This window comes from Escherichia sp. MOD1-EC7003 (assembly GCF_002965065.1).
GTDB lineage: Bacteria > Pseudomonadota > Gammaproteobacteria > Enterobacterales > Enterobacteriaceae > Escherichia.
On the sequence record NZ_PTRE01000048.1, the window covers coordinates 1 to 20,384 of the forward strand.

The following is a 20,384-nucleotide window of genomic DNA, read 5'->3' on the forward strand; positions in this document are numbered from 1 at the left end:
TGTTTTGTGTTGAAGTGAGAATATCACCTTTAATCAGGTGGCCAAATTTAGTGTGCCACTACACTTTCGTCATTAAGCTTTCCAGCGAAGTCCGTTGCTGACTGGATAAAGGCTGGTTGCCCGCGCCAGACGGCAGGTTATCTCCCTGACCTGGTGGTTGCCCAGGAGGAGGGCCGGAAATAGGTTGTATCATTACGTATCCTTATACCTGAAATCTTCGCAAGTATGCCTGGCCGCGAGATTATGGCACACTTGTCCGGTTAACTCTCGTCTCATACAGGTAACACAAACGTGAAAATCCTCGTTGATGAAAATATGCCTTATGCCCGCGACTTATTTAGCCGTTTGGGTGAGGTGACAGCGGTTCCGGGGCGTCCAATTCCAGTAGCACAACTGGCAGATGCAGATGCGCTGATGGTGCGTTCGGTCACGAAAGTGAATGAATCTTTACTGGCAGGAAAACCCATTAAATTTGTTGGCACTGCCACAGCGGGGACCGACCATGTCGATGAAGTATGGTTAAAGCAGGCAGGAATTGGTTTTTCCGCTGCACCTGGCTGTAATGCGATTGCGGTAGTGGAATATGTTTTCTCCTCACTACTGACGCTGGCCGAACGTGATGGATTTTCACTGCACGAGCGTACCGTGGGGATCGTGGGCGTTGGTAACGTTGGGCGCCGTTTACAGGCGCGGCTGGAAGCGTTAGGGATCAAAACATTGCTTTGCGATCCACCTCGCGCCGACCGTGGGGATGAGGGCGATTTCCGCTCGCTGGATGAATTAGTCCAGCAGGTGGATATTCTGACTTTCCATACGCCACTCTTTAAAGATGGGCCGTACAAAACGCTACATCTGGTGGATGAAAAAGTGATCCGTAGCCTGAAGCCGGGAGCGATTCTGATTAACGCCTGCCGTGGCGCAGTCGTCGATAATACCGCGCTGCTGACCTGCCTGAACGAAGGGCAAAAGTTAAGCGTGGTGCTGGATGTCTGGGAAGGCGAACCTGAGCTTAACGTGGATCTGCTGAAAAAAGTGGATATCGGCACGCCGCATATCGCAGGTTATACCCTGGAGGGTAAAGCACGTGGCACTACGCAAGTGTTTGAAGCCTATAGCAAGTTTGTGGGGCGTGAACAACACGTTGCTCTTGATACATTGCTGCCCACGCCAGAGTTTGGTCGCATTACGCTGCATGGTCCGCTCGATCAACCGACGCTAAAAAGGCTGGTGCATTTGGTGTATGATGTGCGCCGCGATGACGCACCGCTGCGTAAAGTCGCCGGAATACCGGGTGAGTTCGATAAACTGCGCAAAAATTATCTTGAGCGCCGTGAATGGTCATCTCTGTATGTGATTTGTGATGACGCCAGTGCGGCATCATTGCTGTGTAAACTGGGTTTTAACGCCGTTCATCATCCGGCACGTTAATCTCTTCTTCATGCTCTCTGCTGTAACATTGGCAGGGAGCTTTGCTATTTCTGGAGTAAACCACCATGTCTGAAGGCTGGAACATTGCCGTCCTGGGCGCAACTGGCGCTGTGGGCGAAGCCCTGCTTGAAACGCTGGCTGAACGTCAGTTCCCGGTTGGGGAAATTTATGCACTGGCACGTAACGAAAGCGCAGGCGAACAACTGCGCTTTGGTGGTAAGACAATCACCGTGCAGGATGCCGCTGAATTCGACTGGACGCAGGCGCAACTGGCGTTTTTTGTCGCAGGCAAAGAAGCCACCGCAGCTTGGGTTGAAGAAGCGACCAACTCAGGTTGCCTGGTGATCGACAGCAGCGGATTGTTTGCTCTCGAACCCGACGTACCGCTGGTGGTGCCGGAAGTAAACCCGTTTGTACTGACCGATTACCGCAACCGGAATGTCATCGCCGTACCGGACAGCCTGACCAGCCAGCTGCTGGCGGCACTGAAACCGTTAATCGATCAGGGCGGTTTGTCACGTATCAGCGTCACCAGCCTGATTTCTGCCTCTGCCCAGGGTAAAAAAGCGGTCGACGCTTTAGCGGGGCAGAGCGCGAAACTGCTCAACGGCATTCCGATTGATGAAGAGGATTTCTTCGGGCGTCAACTGGCCTTCAACATGCTGCCGTTACTGCCGGATAGCGAAGGTAGCGTGCGCGAAGAACGTCGTATCGTTGACGAAGTGCGCAAAATCCTGCAGGACGAAGGGCTGATGATTTCGGCAAGCGTTGTTCAGGCTCCGGTATTTTACGGTCATGCCCAGATGGTCAACTTCGAAGCACTGCGTCCGCTGGCGGCAGAAGAAGCGCGTGATGCGTTTGCCCAGGGTGAAGATATTGTGCTCTCTGAAGAGAACGAATTCCCGACGCAGGTGGGCGATGCTTCCGGGTCGCCACATCTTTCCGTTGGTTGTGTACGCAATGACTACGGTATGCCGGAGCAAGTCCAGTTCTGGTCGGTGGCCGATAACGTTCGCTTTGGCGGCGCGCTGATGGCAGTAAAAATCGCCGAGAAACTGGTGCAGGAGTATCTGTACTAATGTCCGACCAGCAACAACCGCCAGTTTATAAAATTGCGCTGGGCATTGAGTACGACGGCAGCAGGTATTACGGCTGGCAACGGCAGAACGAAGTACGCAGTGTGCAGGAGAAGCTGGAAAAGGCACTCTCCCAGGTGGCGAACGAACCTGTCACCGTCTTCTGCGCCGGGCGTACCGACGCAGGTGTACACGGCACCGGGCAGGTTGTGCATTTCGAAACTACCGCGCAGCGCAAAGACGCTGCGTGGACGTTGGGCGTAAATGCGAATTTACCTGGTGACATCGCCGTACGTTGGGTTAAAGCTGTACCTGATGATTTTCATGCCCGATTTAGCGCCACGGCTCGCCGTTATCGCTACATCATCTACAATCATCGACTGCGCCCGGCGGTACTGAGTAAAGGGGTAACCCATTTTTACGAACCGCTGGACGCTGAACGGATGCATCGGGCTGCGCAATGCCTGCTGGGCGAGAATGATTTCACCTCGTTCCGTGCGGTGCAGTGCCAGTCCCGAACGCCGTGGCGCAACGTTATGCATATTAATGTCACGCGTCACGGTCCTTATGTGGTGGTAGATATCAAAGCAAATGCTTTTGTACATCATATGGTCAGGAATATTGTCGGCAGCCTGATGGAAGTCGGTGCCCACAACCAGCCGGAGAGCTGGATAGCAGAGCTGTTGGCGGCAAAGGACAGAACGCTGGCGGCAGCAACGGCAAAAGCGGAAGGGCTGTATCTGGTCGAGGTGGATTACCCTGACCGGTTTGATCTTCCAAAACCGCCAATGGGTCCGCTATTTCTGGCGGACTAACGAGAATAATGCTCGGAACATTTCAGGCTGTAGCCAGCGTAGTTACAGCCTGAAAGATGACGAAAACAAGGCATAGGCAAATATGGATCTGATTTATTTCCTCATCGATTTTATCCTGCACATTGACGTGCATCTGGCAGAGCTGGTCGCGGAGTATGGCGTCTGGGTTTATGCCATTTTGTTCTTAATTTTGTTCTGTGAAACCGGTTTGGTGGTAACGCCGTTTTTACCGGGTGATTCATTGCTGTTTGTTGCCGGTGCGTTGGCATCACTGGAAACCAACGATCTCAACGTCCATATGATGGTGGTGCTGATGCTGATCGCCGCGATTGTGGGGGACGCGCTCAATTACACTATCGGGCGGTTGTTTGGTGAAAAGTTATTCAGTAATCCGGATTCGAAAATTTTCCGTCGCAGTTATCTGGATAAAACCCACCAGTTTTATGAAAAACACGGCGGTAAAACCATTATTCTCGCCCGTTTTGTACCTATCGTCAGAACGTTCGCGCCATTTGTTGCGGGAATGGGCCACATGTCGTACCGCCATTTCGCCGCTTATAACGTGATTGGCGCACTGTTGTGGGTACTGCTTTTTACCTACGCAGGTTATTTCTTCGGTACAATCCCGATGGTTCAGGATAACCTTAAGCTGCTGATCGTCGGGATTATTGTGGTTTCTATTTTGCCGGGCGTCATCGAAATTATCCGCCACAAACGCGCAGCGGCACGCGCCGCAAAATAAAAAGTAACTCTGCGGTTCGAACACTTTTTTATCCAAAGTTTCGGGCTGTTATGTTTTAATGTGCAACATTCATGGTCTGTTGGGGGCAAAAATGGCATTATGCGTCCCCAAAGATAAAACTGGCATCGAACCAGGTTCAGACAGAAAGGTCCCTAATGAGCTGGATTGAACGAATTAAAAGCAACATTACTCCCACCCGCAAGGCAAGCATTCCTGAAGGGGTGTGGACTAAGTGTGATAGCTGCGGTCAGGTTTTATACCGCGCTGAGCTGGAACGTAATTTTGAGGTCTGTCCGAAGTGTGACCATCACATGCGTATGACAGCGCGTAATCGCCTGCATAGCCTGTTAGATGAAGGAAGCCTTGTGGAGCTGGGTAGCGAGCTTGAGCCGAAAGATGTGCTGAAGTTTCGTGACTCCAAGAAGTATAAAGACCGTCTGGCATCTGCGCAGAAAGAAACCGGCGAAAAAGATGCGCTGGTGGTGATGAAAGGCACCCTGTATGGAATGCCGGTTGTCGCTGCGGCATTCGAGTTCGCCTTTATGGGCGGTTCAATGGGGTCTGTTGTGGGGGCACGTTTCGTGCGTGCTGTTGAGCAGGCGCTGGAAGATAATTGCCCACTGATCTGCTTCTCTGCCTCTGGTGGCGCGCGTATGCAGGAAGCGCTGATGTCGCTGATGCAGATGGCGAAAACCTCTGCGGCACTGGCAAAAATGCAGGAGCGCGGCTTGCCGTATATTTCCGTGCTGACCGACCCGACGATGGGCGGGGTTTCTGCAAGTTTCGCCATGCTGGGCGATCTCAACATCGCTGAACCGAAAGCGTTAATCGGCTTTGCCGGTCCGCGTGTTATTGAGCAGACCGTTCGCGAAAAACTGCCGCCAGGATTCCAGCGCAGTGAATTCCTGATCGAGAAAGGCGCCATCGACATGATCGTCCGTCGCCCGGAAATGCGCCTGAAACTGGCGAGCATTCTGGCGAAGTTGATGAATCTGCCTGCGCCGAATCCTGAAGCGCCGCGTGAAGGCGTAGTGGTGCCACCGGCACCGGATCAGGAACCTGAGGCCTGATGACTGATAAGGGCAGGGCCACTGGCTCTGCCCTTTTGCTATTCTCACCGTAACGAATCAGCGGATACCATGATTATCAAACGCACTCCTCAAGCCGCGTCGCCTCTGGCTTCGTGGCTTTCTTATCTGGAAAACCTGCACAGTAAAACTATCGATCTCGGCCTTGAGCGCGTGAGCCAGGTCGCGGCGCGTCTTGGCGTTCTGAAACCAGCGCCATTTGTGTTTACCGTTGCGGGTACGAATGGCAAAGGCACCACCTGCCGTACGCTGGAGTCGATTCTGATGGCGGCAGGGTACAAAGTGGGGGTCTACAGTTCTCCGCATCTGGTGCGTTATACCGAGCGCGTTCGTGTGCAGGGGCAGGAATTGCCGGAATCGGCCCACACCGCCTCTTTTGCGGAGATTGAATCGGCACGCGATGATATTTCCCTGACCTATTTCGAGTACGGTACGCTGTCGGCGTTGTGGCTGTTCAAACAGGCACAACTTGACGTGGTGATTCTGGAAGTAGGGCTGGGTGGTCGTCTGGATGCGACTAATATTGTCGATGCCGATGTTGCGGTGGTGACCAGCATTGCGCTGGATCATACTGACTGGCTGGGGCCAGATCGCGAAAGTATTGGTCGCGAGAAAGCAGGCATCTTCCGCAGTGAAAAACCGGCAATTGTCGGTGAGCCGGAAATGCCTTCTACCATTGCTGATGTGGCGCAGGAAAAAGGTGCACTGCTACAACGTCGGGGCGTTGAGTGGAACTATTCTGTCACCGATCATGACTGGACGTTTAGCGATGCTCACGGCACGCTGGAAAATCTGCCGTTGCCGCTTGTCCCGCAACCGAATGCAGCAACGGCGCTGGCGGCACTGCGTGCCAGCGGGCTTGAGGTCAGTGAAAATGCCATTCGCGACGGGATTGCCAGCGCAATTTTGCCAGGCCGTTTCCAGATTGTGAGCGAATCGCCACGCGTTATTTTTGATGTCGCGCATAATCCACATGCAGCGGAATACCTCACCGGGCGTATGAAAGCGCTACCGAAAAACGGGCGCGTGCTGGCGGTTATCGGTATGCTACATGATAAAGATATTGCCGGAACTCTGGCCTGGTTGAAAAGCGTGGTTGATGACTGGTATTGTGCGCCACTGGAAGGGCCGCGCGGTGCCACGGCAGAACAACTGCTTGAGCATTTGGGTAACGGCAAATCATTTGATAGCGTTGCGCAGGCATGGGATGCCGCAATGGTGGACGCTAAAGCGGAAGATACCGTGCTGGTGTGTGGTTCGTTCCACACGGTCGCACATGTCATGGAAGTGATTGACGCGAGGAGAAGCGGTGGCAAGTAAGTTTCAGAATCGGTTAGTGGGCACGATCGTGCTGGTGGCACTGGGGGTGATTGTACTTCCAGGACTGCTGGACGGGCAGAAAAAACATTATCAGGATGAGTTCGCGGCTATCCCGCTGGTGCCGAAAGCGGGCGATCGCGATGAGCCTGATATGATGCCAGCCGCCACCCAGGCGTTGCCGACGCAGCCGCCGGAAGGCGCAGCTGAAGAGGTGCGGGCTGGTGACGCCGCTGCACCGTCGCTCGATCCGGCCACTATTGCAGCCAATAACACCGAGTTTGAACCGGAACCTGCACCGGTCGCCCCACCGAAGCCGAAACCGGTGGAGCCGCCTAAGCCAAAGGTAGAAGCGCCACCTGAGCCGAAACCGGTCGTGGAAGAAAAAGCAGCGCCGACGGGTAAAGCCTATGTTGTGCAACTGGGGGCGCTGAAAAATGCCGATAAAGTGAATGAGATTGTCGGTAAGCTGCGCGGTGCTGGTTATCGGGTTTATACGTCGCCATCCACGCCAGTGCAGGGTAAAATTACCCGTATTCTGGTTGGGCCAGATGCTTCTAAAGAGAAGCTGAAAGGTTCGCTGGGTGAGCTCAAGCAGCTTTCTGGCTTAAGTGGCGTGGTAATGGGCTATACACCGAATTAATACGGTTTTGCCTGATGCGACGCCTGCGCGTTTTATCAGGCTTGTGCTGGAGTAGAACCGTAGGTCGGATTAGGCGTTCACGCCGCATCCGACACGCATAGCCCTAAGCTGCAAAGGCATAAAAAGTCGATGGCGTTGAATGTTTTTTCAGCGCCATTTTTATTGATGCGCGGGAAGGAAATCCCTACGCAAACGTTTTCTTTTTCTGTTAGAATGCGCCCCGAACAGGATGACAGGGCGTAAAATCGTGGGACACATATGGTCTGGATTGATTACGCCATAATCGCGGTGATTGCTTTTTCCTCTCTGGTTAGCCTGATCCGTGGCTTTGTACGTGAAGCGTTATCGCTGGTGACATGGGGTTGTGCTTTCTTTGTTGCCAGTCATTACTACACTTACCTGTCAGTCTGGTTTACGGGCTTTGAAGACGAACTGGTTCGAAATGGGATTGCCATCGCGGTACTGTTTATCGCTACCCTGATCGTTGGTGCTATCGTGAACTTCGTGATAGGCCAGTTGGTGGAGAAAACGGGGTTGTCAGGCACCGATAGGGTGCTGGGTGTCTGTTTCGGCGCATTGCGCGGTGTGTTGATTGTCGCCGCCATTCTCTTCTTTCTCGACTCCTTTACTGGGGTGTCGAAAAGCGAAGACTGGAGCAAATCACAATTGATCCCGCAGTTCAGTTTTATCATCAGATGGTTTTTTGACTATCTGCAAAGCTCGTCAAGTTTCTTGCCCAGGGCGTAAGTGCTCTGAGATGTGGCTTAACGAGGAAAAAGACGTATGTGCGGTATTGTCGGTATCGCCGGTGTTATGCCGGTTAACCAGTCGATTTATGATGCCTTAACGGTGCTTCAGCATCGCGGTCAGGATGCCGCCGGCATCATCACCATAGATGCCAATAACTGCTTCCGTTTGCGTAAAGCGAACGGGCTGGTGAGCGATGTATTTGAAGCTCGCCATATGCAGCGTTTGCAGGGCAATATGGGCATTGGTCATGTGCGTTACCCCACGGCTGGCAGCTCCAGCGCCTCTGAAGCGCAGCCGTTTTACGTTAACTCCCCGTATGGTATTACGCTTGCCCACAACGGCAATCTGACCAACGCGCATGAGTTACGTAAAAAACTGTTTGAAGAAAAACGCCGCCACATCAACACCACTTCCGACTCGGAAATTCTGCTTAATATCTTCGCCAGCGAGCTGGACAACTTCCGACACTATCCGCTGGAAGCCGACAACATCTTCGCCGCCATTGCTGCCACAAACCGCTTAATCCGCGGCGCGTATGCCTGTGTGGCGATGATTATCGGCCACGGTATGGTTGCTTTCCGCGATCCTAACGGGATTCGCCCGCTGGTGTTGGGGAAACGCGATATTGATGAGCGTCGTACCGAGTATATGGTCGCCTCTGAAAGCGTTGCGCTCGATACGCTGGGCTTTGAGTTCCTGCGTGACGTCGCGCCGGGCGAAGCGATTTACATCACTGAAGAAGGGCAGCTGTTTACCCGTCAATGTGCTGACAATCCGGTCAGCAATCCGTGCCTGTTTGAGTATGTATACTTTGCCCGCCCGGACTCGTTCATCGACAAAATTTCCGTTTACAGCGCGCGTGTGAATATGGGCACCAGGCTGGGCGAGAAAATTGCCCGCGAATGGGAAGATCTGGATATCGACGTGGTGATCCCGATCCCGGAAACCTCTTGTGATATCGCGCTGGAAATTGCTCGTATTCTGGGCAAGCCGTACCGCCAGGGCTTCGTCAAAAACCGCTATGTTGGCCGCACCTTCATCATGCCGGGTCAGCAGCTGCGTCGTAAGTCCGTGCGCCGTAAACTGAACGCCAACCGCGCTGAGTTCCGCGATAAAAACGTCCTGCTGGTCGACGACTCCATCGTCCGTGGCACCACTTCTGAGCAGATTATCGAGATGGCACGCGAAGCCGGAGCGAAGAAAGTGTATCTTGCCTCTGCGGCACCGGAAATTCGCTTCCCGAACGTTTACGGTATTGATATGCCAAGCGCCACGGAGCTTATCGCCCACGGTCGTGAAGTGGATGAAATTCGCCAGATCATCGGTGCTGACGGGTTGATTTTCCAGGACCTGAACGATCTGATCGAAGCCGTTCGCGCTGAAAACCCGGATATCCAGCAGTTTGAATGCTCGGTGTTCAACGGCATCTACGTTACCAAAGATGTTGATCAGGGCTACCTCGATTTCCTCGATACTTTACGTAATGACGACGCCAAAGCCGTGCAACGTCAGAACGAAGTGGAAAATCTTGAAATGCATAACGAAGGATGATGCCTTCGCTCAGGGTGCCGGTCTGGCACCCTGACTTGCAACTCCCGCCGAAATCCTGCAAAGTCTGCCTGCAAGTCTGACAGGACAACTATTTATGAAACGACTCATTGTAGGCATCAGCGGTGCCAGCGGCGCGATTTATGGCGTGCGTTTATTACAGGTTCTGCGCGACGTCGCAGATGTTGAAACGCATCTGGTGATGAGTCAGGCAGCACGCCAGACCTTATCTCTCGAAACGGATTTCTCCCTGCGCGAGGTGCAAGCGTTAGCTGATGTGACGCACGATGCGCGCGATATTGCTGCCAGCATTTCTTCAGGTTCTTTCCAGACGCTGGGGATGGTGATTTTACCCTGTTCAATCAAAACGCTTTCCGGCATTGTCCATAGTTATACCGATGGTTTACTGACCCGTGCGGCAGATGTGGTGCTGAAAGAGCGCCGCCCGCTGGTGCTCTGCGTGCGTGAAACCCCGTTGCACTTAGGCCACCTGCGTTTAATGACTCAGGCGGCAGAAATTGGCGCGGTGATTATGCCTCCCGTTCCGGCGTTTTATCATCGCCCACAATCCCTTGATGATGTGATAAATCAGACGGTTAACCGTGTTCTTGACCAGTTTGCGATAACGCTTCCCGAAGATCTCTTTTCCCGCTGGCAGGGCGCATAATTCCGCTGTTGCCCTGTTTCAGGGCAATTTTGCAACCGCGATCAAATCCTCAACATTTTGTTCCTGCCATTCAATCGAAACGCTGCGATTCAACCACCATACCTGCTATCTTCAATTTTAGGATAATAATGCAACGTCTTATTAACATATTTAACATTGAATATTGCAGCTGTCGGCAAGATGGCATAAGACCTGCATGAACGAGCCTGCAAACACACAACACAATACACAACATAAAAAGCCATTTCACTTGAGGGTTATGTATGAAGAAGTCGATTCTCGCTCTGTCTTTGTTAGTCGGTCTCTCCGCAGCGGTTTCCAGCTATGCGGCGCTACCGGAGACGGTACGTATCGGAACAGATACCACCTATGCACCGTTCTCATCGAAAGATGCCAAAGGTGACTTTGTTGGCTTTGATATCGATCTCGGTAATGAGATGTGCAAACGGATGCAGGTGAAATGTACCTGGGTTGCCAGTGACTTTGATGCGCTGATCCCCTCATTGAAAGCGAAAAAAATCGACGCCATTATCTCGTCGCTCTCCATTACCGATAAACGTCAGCAGGAAATTGCGTTCTCCGACAAGCTGTACGCCGCGGACTCTCGTTTAATTGCCGCCAAAGGTTCGCCGATTCAGCCAACGCTGGATTCACTGAAAGGTAAACATGTGGGTGTGCTGCAGGGATCAACTCAGGAAGCATACGCTAACGAGACCTGGCGTAGCAAAGGCGTGGATGTGGTGGCCTATGCCAACCAGGATTTGGTCTATTCCGATCTGGCTGCAGGACGTCTGGATGCCGCATTGCAGGATGAAGTTGCGGCCAGCGAAGGATTCCTCAAGCAACCTGCCGGTAAAGTGTTCGCCTTTGCTGGCTCATCAGTGAAAGACAAAAAATACTTCGGTGACGGCACCGGTGTAGGCCTACGTAAAGATGATGCTGAACTGACGGCTGCGTTCAATAAGGCGCTTGGCGAACTGCGTCAGGACGGCACCTACGACAAGATGGCGAAAAAGTATTTCGACTTTAATGTCTACGGTGACTGATACGTCGCAGGGAAGCTGTACCTGATGGAATGATCATCATGGTGCACGCCAGGTTTGTTGCACTATCGTGGTGCATTGAAATGCATGCTTAAGCATTTTTAATGAAAAATAATACATCTGACGGGGCGGGATATTTTGCCTTGATGGTCAATTTTATGGCACGATAAGTGTAACAAACCTGTAAATATTCCCTATAAAAAGACTGTCAGTTGAGGACATTATGAAAAAACTGGTGCTATCGCTTTCTCTGGTTCTGGCCTTCTCCAGCGCAACTGCGGCGTTTGCTGCGATTCCGCAAAACATCCGTATCGGTACCGATCCGACCTATGCGCCATTTGAATCAAAAAATTCACAAGGCGAACTGGTTGGCTTCGATATTGATCTGGCGAAGGAGTTGTGCAAACGCATCAATACGCAATGTACGTTTGTCGAAAACCCACTGGATGCGTTAATCCCGTCCTTAAAAGCGAAGAAGATTGACGCCATCATGTCATCGCTTTCCATTACGGAAAAACGTCAGCAAGAAATAGCCTTCACCGACAAACTGTACGCTGCCGACTCTCGTCTGGTGGTGGCGAAAAATTCCGACATTCAGCCGACAGTCGAGTCACTGAAAGGCAAGCGGGTAGGCGTATTGCAGGGTACTACTCAGGAGACGTTCGGTAACGAGTACTGGGCACCAAAAGGTATTGAAATCGTCTCTTATCAGGGGCAGGACAACATTTACTCTGATCTGACCGCCGGACGTATTGATGCCGCATTCCAGGATGAGGTCGCCGCCAGCGAAGGCTTCCTCAAACAACCTGTCGGTAAAGATTACAAATTCGGCGGCCCGTCTGTTAAAGATGAAAAACTGTTTGGCGTAGGTACTGGCATGGGCCTGCGTAAAGAAGATAACGAACTGCGCGAAGCACTGAATAAAGCCTTTGCCGAAATGCGCGCTGACGGTACTTACGAGAAATTAGCGAAAAAGTACTTCGATTTTGATGTTTATGGTGGCTAATCGCCATCGGTGAAAGAAAGCCCGCTCCCTTCGGGTAACCGGAGGGAGACAAGAGGCGGTAATTCACCACACTGACAGGACAGGCTGCATGTTGTATGGGTTTTCAGGTGTTATTTTACAGGGTGCGCTCGTCACGCTGGAGCTGGCTATCAGCTCTGTAGTGCTCGCTGTAATCATTGGTTTAATTGGCGCTGGCGGTAAGCTCTCGCAAAATCGGCTTTTGGGGCTGATTTTCGAAGGGTACACCACGCTGATTCGTGGCGTGCCGGACTTAGTGTTGATGCTGCTGATTTTCTACGGTTTGCAGATTGCGCTAAACACGGTGACGGAGGCGATGGGTGTCGGACAGATTGATATCGATCCGATGGTCGCTGGTATTATCACTCTCGGTTTTATCTACGGTGCTTATTTTACCGAAACGTTCCGTGGCGCGTTTATGGCTGTGCCGAAAGGGCATATAGAGGCGGCGACGGCGTTCGGTTTTACTCGTGGGCAAGTGTTTCGGCGGATCATGTTTCCGGCGATGATGCGTTACGCCCTGCCAGGCATTGGCAACAACTGGCAAGTGATTCTTAAATCTACCGCACTGGTTTCGTTACTCGGCCTGGAAGATGTGGTCAAAGCCACGCAGCTGGCGGGCAAAAGTACCTGGGAACCGTTCTATTTCGCCATCGTCTGTGGCGTGATTTACCTGGTTTTCACCACCGTTTCCAATGGTGTGCTGCTGTTACTTGAGCGCCGCTACTCCGTGGGCGTGAAGAGGGCTGACCTGTGATCGAAATCTTACATGAATACTGGAAACCATTGCTGTGGACCGACGGTTATCGCTTTACTGGCGTGGCGATCACCCTGTGGCTGCTGATTTTGTCGGTAGTGATAGGTGGAGTTCTGGCGCTGTTTCTGGCGATTGGTCGCGTCTCAAGTAATAAATACATCCAGTTTCCAATCTGGTTATTTACTTATATTTTTCGCGGTACACCGCTGTATGTACAGTTGCTGGTGTTCTATTCCAGCATGTACACGCTGGAGATTGTTAAGGGTACCGAGTTGCTGAACGCTTTTTTCCGCAGTGGCCTGAACTGTACCGTGCTGGCGCTGACGCTTAACACCTGCGCTTACACCACCGAGATTTTTGCCGGGGCGATCCGTTCAGTGCCGCATGGGGAAATTGAAGCCGCCAGAGCCTATGGCTTCTCGACCTTTAAAATGTATCGCTGCATTATTTTGCCTTCTGCGCTGCGTATTGCTCTACCAGCCTACAGCAACGAAGTGATCCTGATGTTGCACTCTACCGCGCTGGCGTTTACGGCCACGGTGCCGGATCTGCTGAAAATAGCCCGCGATATTAACGCCGCCACGTATCAACCTTTTACCGCCTTCGGCATTGCCGCGGTGCTCTATTTAATCATCTCTTATGTCCTGATCAGCCTCTTTCGCAGAGCGGAAAAACGCTGGTTGCAGCATGTGAAACCTTCTTCAACGCACTGAGAATACGATGTCTGAGAATAAATTAAACGTTATCGATTTGCACAAACGCTACGGTGAACACGAAGTGCTGAAAGGGGTCTCACTGCAAGCGAATGCCGGAGATGTAATAAGTATCATCGGATCGTCGGGATCGGGGAAAAGTACCTTTCTGCGCTGCATTAACTTCCTCGAAAAGCCGAGCGAAGGATCGATCGTGGTCAACGGTCAGACGATCAATCTGGTGCGCGATAAAGACGGTCAACTCAACGTTGCCGATAAAAATCAGCTACGTTTACTGCGCACGCGCCTGACGATGGTATTCCAGCACTTCAATCTCTGGAGCCACATGACGGTGCTGGAAAATGTCATGGAAGCGCCGATTCAGGTGTTGGGCCTGAGCAAGCAGGAAGCGCGCGAGCGGGCGGTGAAGTATCTGGCGAAAGTCGGAATAGACGAACGTGCGCAGGGTAAATACCCGGTGCACCTGTCTGGAGGTCAGCAACAGCGTGTTTCCATCGCAAGGGCGCTGGCAATGGAACCGGAAGTTCTACTGTTTGATGAACCTACTTCGGCGCTCGATCCTGAACTGGTAGGCGAAGTGTTGCGTATTATGCAGCAACTGGCAGAAGAGGGGAAAACCATGGTGGTAGTGACTCACGAAATGGGCTTTGCTCGTCATGTTTCTACTCATGTCATTTTTCTCCATCAGGGGAAAATAGAAGAAGAGGGCGCACCAGAACAGTTATTCGGTAACCCGCAAAGCCCTCGTCTGCAACAGTTCCTTAAGGGATCGCTGAAATAATTTTCTCTCCGGTGGCTAACGCTGCCGGAGTATTTTCATGGGGAATTTGCGAGTCAGCTTCCGCTGAAAAGTAAAAGTTGCAGTCCGCTAAAAATACTTCTGAATTCGCTGTCCAAAGATAAAAACTGCCTGCTGCATTGGGTGTTAATCGTGGTTATTGTCACGTCATCTTAAATTTGAGGTGTAACGGAACGCCATGACAATATCGACAACTTCCACGCCGCATGATGCGGTATTTAAATCTTTTTTACGCCATCCAGACACCGCGCGGGATTTTATTGATATCCACCTTCCTGCTCCGCTGCGCAAACTGTGTGATTTAACGACGCTCAAACTGGAACCAAACAGTTTTATTGATGAAGACCTGCGGCAATATTATTCCGACCTATTGTGGTCTGTGAAAACGCAGGAGGGAGCGGGTTATATTTATGTGGTGATAGAGCACCAAAGTAAGCCGGAGGAATTAATGGCTTTTCGCATGATGCGCTATTCCATTGCGGCGATGCAAAACCATCTTGATGCGGGCTATAAAGAGCTTCCATTGGTGATCCCCATGCTGTTTTATCATGGTTGCAGAAGCCCTTATCCTTATTCACTCTGCTGGCTTGATGAATTTGCCGAGCCTGCTATAGCCCGCAAAATTTATTCATCGGCTTTTCCGCTGGTGGATATTACCGTGATGCCAGATGACGAGATTATGCAACATCGCAAAATGGCGCTGTTGGAGTTAATTCAGAAACATATTCGTCAGCGCGATCTGTTGGGATTAGTCGATCAAATAGTTTCTCTTTTGCTTACAGGAAACACTAATGACAGACAGCTAAAAGCCCTGTTTAATTACGTATTACAAACGGGGGATGCCCAGCGTTTCCGTGCATTTATTGGTGAGATAGCGGAACGAGCACCACAAGAAAAGGAGAAACTGATGACCATTGCTGACAGATTACGTGAAGAAGGGCGGAATGATGGATTAATTCTGGGCAAACGCGAAGAAGCCCTGCGTATTGCTCAGGAGATGCTGGAGAGAGGTTTAGACCGAGAGTTAGTTTTGACACTGACCCGACTTTCGCCAGACGATCTTATCGCTCAAAGCCACTAACCCTGTAACACCGGGAGTTAACTGGCGGATGTTTGCAGTAAACCACATTAGCAAACAACATTCGCCAGCGCCTCTTCTAAATCGTACCAGCGAAACGCAAACCCCGCTTCTTCCAGCCTTTTGGGCAAGGCCCGTTGTCCACCTAACACCAGTACTGAAGATTCGCCCATTAACAGCCGAATGGCGGTCGCGGGGACGCGCAAAATGGCCGGGCGATGCAGCGCATGACCGAGCGCATGGGCAAATTGTTCATTGCGTACCGGGTAGGGCGAAACCATATTAAATGGCCCGCGCAGTTCGTTATCCAGTAGCCAGAGAATACCGTTGACCATATCATCGATATGAATCCAGGTCAGATACTGCCGACCGGAGCCAATCGGACCGCCAAAGCCCAGACGAAACGGCGGCAGCATTTTACCGAGGATACCGCCATCCGGTGCCAGCACTACGCCGGTACGCAGCAGGCACACTCGCGTTTTGTCACTTTGCGCCCGACAAGCAATCTCTTCCCAGCGGGCGCAGAGTTTATGGGTAAATTCGTTATGTGGTGGTTCTTCTTCGGTAACCACCACTTCACCTAAGTCGCCATAATAGCCCGTTGCCGAACCGGAAATGAGTACCGACGGCGGCGTGTTGCTGGCATTAATTAAATCCACCAGTTTTTGCGTGATATTCCAGCGGCTTTGGCAGAGACGCTCTTTTTGCTCGTGAGTCCAGCGTTTATCGGCAATCGGTTCTCCGGCCAGGTTGATTACCGCATCAACGCCGTTGAGGTTGCGTTGATCGGCAAGCCCTTGCCATAGTGTCACCTGGGGGCCGAGAACGGAGCTGGCTTTCTGCGGGTTACGCGTCACTACCGTGATTTGATGTCCCAACGCCAGTAAACGCGGAATCAAATGGCGGCCAATTAATCCCGTCCCTCCGGTGATCACTATGTTCATGCAGCCTCCCGATATGGCGGTTAACGCTGCCAGCTTAAGGTCATGGATACCGAATCGGCGTAGCGCAGCGCGTGCAGTTTATCGATCTCCACTTCAGCATACGTCACCCAGTGATGTTCACGTGCGATATCGAGCACATCCTGAGTTAATTTTTCCAGCAAAGAGAAGCGGTTATTCTCAACGTGCTGAATAATGTTTTTCGTTACAGTGCGATAATTCAGCGCATCGTTGATATCTTCGCTGGTGCGTGCTTTATCGGCGGGGTAGTGGATAGTCACGTTGATAACAATATCCTGACGGTTCTTAATTTCTTCATCCTTAATTCCGATAAACGTACGTAAACGAAGGTTCTTTATACGAATAATAGCGGCAGGTTGTGCCATTGCAGGTTCTCCGTTGTTTTAATTAGGATGAAATAATACACGAGAACCTGTATCTGTTAACTATCCGAACGCTTATCACTGAGTTGTGCTTTTAGCAGTGCCTGCCCGGTGGCAGGGCGCGAACGAATTCGCTCATACCAGTTCTTCACTGCCGGATACATGGCGAGGTCAATTCGCTGGCGAGTCCAGGCATTAACCCACGGCCAGCAGGCAATATCTGCAATGCTGTAGTTTTCTCCACCCAGCCAGGGCGAGTTTTCCAGCCGCTTGTTTAGCACGTGATACAGACGCTGAGTTTCAACCTGATAACGTTCAATAGCGTAAGGAATGGTTTGTGGTGCCGCGTGATTAAAATGATGATTTTGCCCAAGCATCGGCCCCAGCCCGCCGACCTGCCAGAATAGCCACTGTAATGTGGCGGCGCGTTCACGCGTTTCATGACTCAAAAAGAGTCCCGTTTTCTCTGCCAGATACAACAAAATGGCACCAGACTCAAAGAGGCTTAACGGTTCGCCGCCATTGGCTGGAGAATGATCAACAATTGCCGGAATTTTATTGTTAGGCGAAATGCGCAAAAATTCCGGACGAAACTGACCGCCTTTCCCCAGGTCTACCTTAATCAAGCGATAATCCAGCCCTGCCTCTTCGAGAAACAGCGTAATTTTGTGACCATTTGGTGTCGGGGCGAAATAGAGATCGATCATTGCAGCTCCGGTTGTCTAATCATCTGAACAACACAAGTATAGAAAGCGCGACGACTTGCGTGAGTATTCGTCACGTGACAGTGACAAAAAGGCTCTATAGTTTGATTGCAAGCCCCCTTTATTGCCGAGGACATAATGAGTAAACCCGCTATCACGCTTTGGTCAGATGCCCATTCGCGAAGAACGTCCGACGGACGTCGTTTTTGCTGGTGCGAAAAAAACGCCACTAACGGCAGAGGGAAAAGCCAGTGCAGAGAAACTGTTCGCGATGGCAGAACATTTGTTAGCTCTGGGTAAGCCAAATTTATTTGGTGAATGGTGCATTGCCGATACTGATCTGGCGTTAATGATTAACCGTCTGGTACTACATGGCGATGAGGTGCCTGAACGCCTGGTGGATTATGCGACATTCCAGTGGCAGCGAGCGTCTGTCCAGCGTTTTATTGCACTTTCGGCGAAGCAATCTGGCTGATAGCAACGACAGAATCCAGTATCATAGCTTACGTTTTTTCGACGAGGAGTGAGTGATGAAACTGATGTTTGCATCGGACATTCATGGGTCGTTACCGGCGACGGAACGTGTTCTGGCGTTGTTTGCCCAAAGCGGTGCCCAGTGGCTGGTGATCCTTGGCGACGTGTTGAATCACGGTCCGCGTAATGCTTTACCGGAGGGTTACGCGCCAGCCAAAGTCGCTGAACGGCTTAATGAAGTGGCACATAAAGTTATCGCTGTGCGCGGCAACTGCGACAGCGAAGTGGACCAAATGCTGCTGCATTTTCCCCTAACCGCGCCGTGGCAACAGGTATTACTGGAAAAACAACGTCTGTTTTTGACGCATGGTCATCTTTTTGGCCCGGAAAATCTGCCTGCTTTAAACCAGAACGATGTGCTGGTGTACGGTCATACCCATCTGCCAGTAGCAGAACAGCGGGGGGAGATTTTCCACTTCAACCCCGGCTCGGTGAGTATTCCGAAAGGCGGTAATCCGGCGAGTTATGGCATGCTGGATAATAACGTACTTAGTGTCATCGCACTCAATGATCAAAGTATCATTGCGCAGGTCGCGATTAATCCGTAATTTACCCACAACTCATTAATGCGCCGTAAGAGCGCCAGAAAAAGAAGGTTTCCTGATAATGGAACAGCGTCGTTTGGCAAGTACTGAATGGGTGGATATTGTCAATGAAGAGAATGAAGTCATTGCACAAGCCAGCCGGGAACAAATGCGGGCACAGTGTCTGCGTCATCGTGCAACTTATATCGTCGTACATGATGGCATGGGCAAAATTCTGGTCCAGCGTCGTACCGAGACAAAAGACTTTTTACCCGGCATGTTAGATGCGACCGCAGGCGGTGTAGTCCAGGCCGATGAGCAACTTCTTGAATCCGCACGTCGCGAAGCGGAAGAAGAGTTGGGCATTGCCGGTGTCCCCTTTGCCGAGCACGGGCAGTTCTATTTCGAAGATAAAAATTGCCGTGTCTGGGGCGCCTTGTTCAGCTGCGTCTCTCACGGTCCCTTCGCCCTACAGGAAGATGAAGTCAGTGAAGTTTGCTGGCTGACGCCAGAAGAAATTACCGCACGTTGCGACGAGTTCACTCCAGACTCGCTGAAAGCGCTGGCGTTGTGGATGAAGCGCAATGCCAGGAATGAACGAGAAACTCAAGAAGATTCGGAAGAGGCTTAATAAGTTTCAGCAGCTTTCTCGCAAGCACAAACTGGGAGCGATGGGTTTTCGATCGCTCCAGTTACCTTCTTTTATTCGTTCCAGTAAAGCCTTCCCTGCTTCCAGACCAATTTTCCGATGAGGAACCGCCATTGTTGTTAACGGCGGTTGGCAAACTTTGCTAACGTCACTGTCGCCAAATCCTACTACGGCGAGATCGTCAGGCACTTTGATACGTCTTCGTTGACACTCATACAGAACACCGCAGGCCAGCTCATCAGACACACATACCAGAGCATCCAGTTCCGGCCATGCGAGTAAAAATTCTGGCAATTGTGACGCTCCGGTGGAAAAGACCGGTGGCAGAGCGGCGTTAATAACGCGGTTGGGAGACATATGATGGCGCAACATGGCTTTATACCATCCCTGTAAATGTTGCTGAAAGATCCACTGTTCCTGGTTAGCGCACAGCAGGCCGATATTCTGATAACCACGTTGTACCAGCATATCCGTCAGTTCGAACATCGCAGCGACATTATCAATACCAATGTTCATATCAATCGGGTCGGTACGAATGGCACCGATTTCCATAACGGGAATTGAGGCATTTTTGAGCCAGTTGCGCACGGTATCGCTATGCTCAACACTGAGCAAAATTGCTGCGGCGATATTCGAAGCCAGCAGGGTTTCCAGCAGTTTTTCTTCTTGTTCCAGGCGGTGGCGTGACTCGGCCAGGATTATCTGATATCCCGCAGGCTGTAGCACATGTTGTAGTCCGGCAAACATTTCTGTACATCCCGCTTCGGCCAGATTTGGTACGACCATCGCAATAGTGCGAGAAGATGCTGATGCCAACGCACTTGCAGTGAGATTAGGCATATACCCTAGTTCATTTACAGCGGCTTCAATCTTCTCTCGTAGTTTATCGGAAACTTGTTCAGGCGTACGTAACGCTCTGGATACAGTCATTGTGCCAACGCCCGCGAGTTGCGCGACATCGGCGATAGTGACTTTACCTGTACTGCGACGTTTTCGGGTTATTGCCATACAAAATCCTGCTCAGTGACTACATATGGAGATTTTTTTTGCTTGTCATCGACGGCTTCCTGTTGGTAGCAGAGTATACCCCTTAATTTCTGCCAGAAGCTTGGATTTCAGTGAAATCCGTTTTGATAGCGCTATCACAAATATGAATGATAC

General features: G+C 51.4%; 22 protein-coding genes and 2 pseudogenes. 19 read left to right on the forward strand and 5 right to left on the reverse strand.

The genetic code is table 11. The features are described from left to right. Window positions 1–61: 61 nt before the first annotated feature. Window positions 62–193 (reverse strand): annotated as a pseudogene (gene flk / locus A7090_RS08790) (flagella biosynthesis regulator Flk); the annotation flags it as partial. A 98-nt stretch (window positions 194–291) separates the two neighbouring features. On the opposite strand from flk, the gene pdxB reads away from it, so the two are divergent. From pdxB to rpnB, 16 genes are all read left to right on the forward strand, one after another. Next, complete coding sequence (gene pdxB / locus A7090_RS08795; RefSeq protein ID WP_105273727.1) at window positions 292–1,428, forward strand: 4-phosphoerythronate dehydrogenase PdxB; 1,137 nt, start codon at window positions 292–294, stop codon at window positions 1,426–1,428. Between the two features lie 65 nt (window positions 1,429–1,493). Beyond that, entirely contained in the window at window positions 1,494–2,507 is a 1,014-nt protein-coding gene (locus A7090_RS08800) for an aspartate-semialdehyde dehydrogenase (protein WP_050015928.1), read from the forward strand. Then, window positions 2,507–3,319, forward strand: a complete 813-nt coding sequence (truA, locus tag A7090_RS08805) for a tRNA pseudouridine(38-40) synthase TruA (RefSeq protein ID WP_105273728.1) — start codon at window positions 2,507–2,509, stop codon at window positions 3,317–3,319. Before A7090_RS08800 ends, truA begins: the two co-directional genes overlap by 1 nt. Before the next feature lie 82 nt (window positions 3,320–3,401). Beyond that, window positions 3,402–4,061 carry a DedA family protein gene (locus tag A7090_RS08810; protein ID WP_105273729.1) on the forward strand — a complete coding sequence of 220 codons (660 nt, stop codon included), beginning with the start codon at window positions 3,402–3,404 and terminating at the stop codon, window positions 4,059–4,061. A 155-nt stretch (window positions 4,062–4,216) separates the two neighbouring features. Further along, a complete protein-coding gene (gene accD / locus A7090_RS08815) occupies window positions 4,217–5,131 on the forward strand; it encodes an acetyl-CoA carboxylase, carboxyltransferase subunit beta (RefSeq protein WP_105273730.1) in 915 nt (304 codons plus the stop codon). Between the two features lie 69 nt (window positions 5,132–5,200). Further along, window positions 5,201–6,469, forward strand: coding sequence for a bifunctional tetrahydrofolate synthase/dihydrofolate synthase (gene folC, locus A7090_RS08820; RefSeq protein WP_105273731.1), 1,269 nt, complete (start codon window positions 5,201–5,203; stop codon window positions 6,467–6,469). Next, window positions 6,459–7,109 (forward strand): cell division protein DedD, encoded by a 651-nt coding sequence (gene dedD, locus A7090_RS08825; protein WP_105273732.1) that lies wholly within the window; start codon window positions 6,459–6,461, stop codon window positions 7,107–7,109. The genes folC and dedD overlap by 11 nt, the downstream gene beginning before the upstream one ends. Before the next feature lie 258 nt (window positions 7,110–7,367). Beyond that, the gene (gene cvpA, locus A7090_RS08830; RefSeq protein ID WP_000262113.1) at window positions 7,368–7,856 is read left to right on the forward strand and encodes a colicin V production protein; all 489 of its coding nucleotides are present in this window, start codon (window positions 7,368–7,370) and stop codon (window positions 7,854–7,856) included. Window positions 7,857–7,892: 36 nt separating this feature from the next. Further along, window positions 7,893–9,410, forward strand: a complete 1,518-nt coding sequence (gene purF / locus A7090_RS08835; RefSeq protein WP_105273733.1) for an amidophosphoribosyltransferase — start codon at window positions 7,893–7,895, stop codon at window positions 9,408–9,410. A gap of 94 nt (window positions 9,411–9,504) precedes the next feature. After that, a complete protein-coding gene (gene ubiX, locus A7090_RS08840) occupies window positions 9,505–10,074 on the forward strand; it encodes a flavin prenyltransferase UbiX (RefSeq protein WP_105273734.1) in 570 nt (189 codons plus the stop codon). Window positions 10,075–10,337: 263 nt separating this feature from the next. Continuing rightward, window positions 10,338–11,120 (forward strand): lysine/arginine/ornithine ABC transporter substrate-binding protein ArgT, encoded by a 783-nt coding sequence (argT, locus tag A7090_RS08845; RefSeq protein WP_105273735.1) that lies wholly within the window; start codon window positions 10,338–10,340, stop codon window positions 11,118–11,120. A 220-nt stretch (window positions 11,121–11,340) separates the two neighbouring features. Then, on the forward strand, window positions 11,341–12,123 hold the full coding sequence (gene hisJ / locus A7090_RS08850; RefSeq protein ID WP_000737625.1) for a histidine ABC transporter substrate-binding protein HisJ: 783 nt from the start codon (window positions 11,341–11,343) through the stop codon (window positions 12,121–12,123). A gap of 88 nt (window positions 12,124–12,211) precedes the next feature. After that, window positions 12,212–12,898 (forward strand): histidine ABC transporter permease HisQ, encoded by a 687-nt coding sequence (hisQ, locus tag A7090_RS08855; RefSeq protein WP_105273736.1) that lies wholly within the window; start codon window positions 12,212–12,214, stop codon window positions 12,896–12,898. Then, window positions 12,895–13,611, forward strand: a complete 717-nt coding sequence (locus A7090_RS08860; protein WP_105273737.1) for an ABC transporter permease — start codon at window positions 12,895–12,897, stop codon at window positions 13,609–13,611. Before hisQ ends, A7090_RS08860 begins: the two co-directional genes overlap by 4 nt. Before the next feature lie 7 nt (window positions 13,612–13,618). Next, entirely contained in the window at window positions 13,619–14,392 is a 774-nt protein-coding gene (gene hisP, locus A7090_RS08865; protein ID WP_105273738.1) for a histidine ABC transporter ATP-binding protein HisP, read from the forward strand. 196 nt (window positions 14,393–14,588) lie between these two features. Next, on the forward strand, window positions 14,589–15,491 hold the full coding sequence (gene rpnB / locus A7090_RS08870) for a recombination-promoting nuclease RpnB (protein ID WP_105273739.1): 903 nt from the start codon (window positions 14,589–14,591) through the stop codon (window positions 15,489–15,491). A 47-nt stretch (window positions 15,492–15,538) separates the two neighbouring features. On the opposite strand, the gene A7090_RS08875 is transcribed toward rpnB, so the two are convergent. The 3 genes from A7090_RS08875 to yfcG are packed head-to-tail and all read right to left on the reverse strand — an operon-like array spanning window position 15,539 to window position 17,519. Further along, window positions 15,539–16,432, reverse strand: a complete 894-nt coding sequence (locus A7090_RS08875) for a TIGR01777 family oxidoreductase (RefSeq protein WP_105273740.1) — start codon at window positions 16,430–16,432, stop codon at window positions 15,539–15,541. 20 nt (window positions 16,433–16,452) lie between these two features. Beyond that, a complete protein-coding gene (gene folX / locus A7090_RS08880) occupies window positions 16,453–16,815 on the reverse strand; it encodes a dihydroneopterin triphosphate 2'-epimerase (protein WP_105273741.1) in 363 nt (120 codons plus the stop codon). Between the two features lie 56 nt (window positions 16,816–16,871). After that, the gene (yfcG, locus tag A7090_RS08885) at window positions 16,872–17,519 is read right to left on the reverse strand and encodes a GSH-dependent disulfide bond oxidoreductase (RefSeq protein ID WP_105273742.1); all 648 of its coding nucleotides are present in this window, start codon (window positions 17,517–17,519) and stop codon (window positions 16,872–16,874) included. Between the two features lie 166 nt (window positions 17,520–17,685). Here yfcG and yfcF point away from each other — a divergent pair. The 3 genes and pseudogenes from yfcF to yfcD all read left to right on the forward strand — a co-directional run. After that, window positions 17,686–17,991: pseudogene (gene yfcF / locus A7090_RS08890) on the forward strand (glutathione transferase); the annotation flags it as partial. A 55-nt stretch (window positions 17,992–18,046) separates the two neighbouring features. Then, window positions 18,047–18,598, forward strand: coding sequence for a phosphodiesterase (yfcE, locus tag A7090_RS08895; RefSeq protein ID WP_123056940.1), 552 nt, complete (start codon window positions 18,047–18,049; stop codon window positions 18,596–18,598). 58 nt (window positions 18,599–18,656) lie between these two features. Continuing rightward, a complete protein-coding gene (gene yfcD / locus A7090_RS08900; protein WP_105273744.1) occupies window positions 18,657–19,205 on the forward strand; it encodes an NUDIX hydrolase YfcD in 549 nt (182 codons plus the stop codon). A gap of 6 nt (window positions 19,206–19,211) precedes the next feature. On the opposite strand, the gene A7090_RS08905 is transcribed toward yfcD, so the two are convergent. After that, on the reverse strand, window positions 19,212–20,231 hold the full coding sequence (locus tag A7090_RS08905; protein WP_105273745.1) for a LacI family DNA-binding transcriptional regulator: 1,020 nt from the start codon (window positions 20,229–20,231) through the stop codon (window positions 19,212–19,214). Window positions 20,232–20,384: the final 153 nt, after the last annotated feature.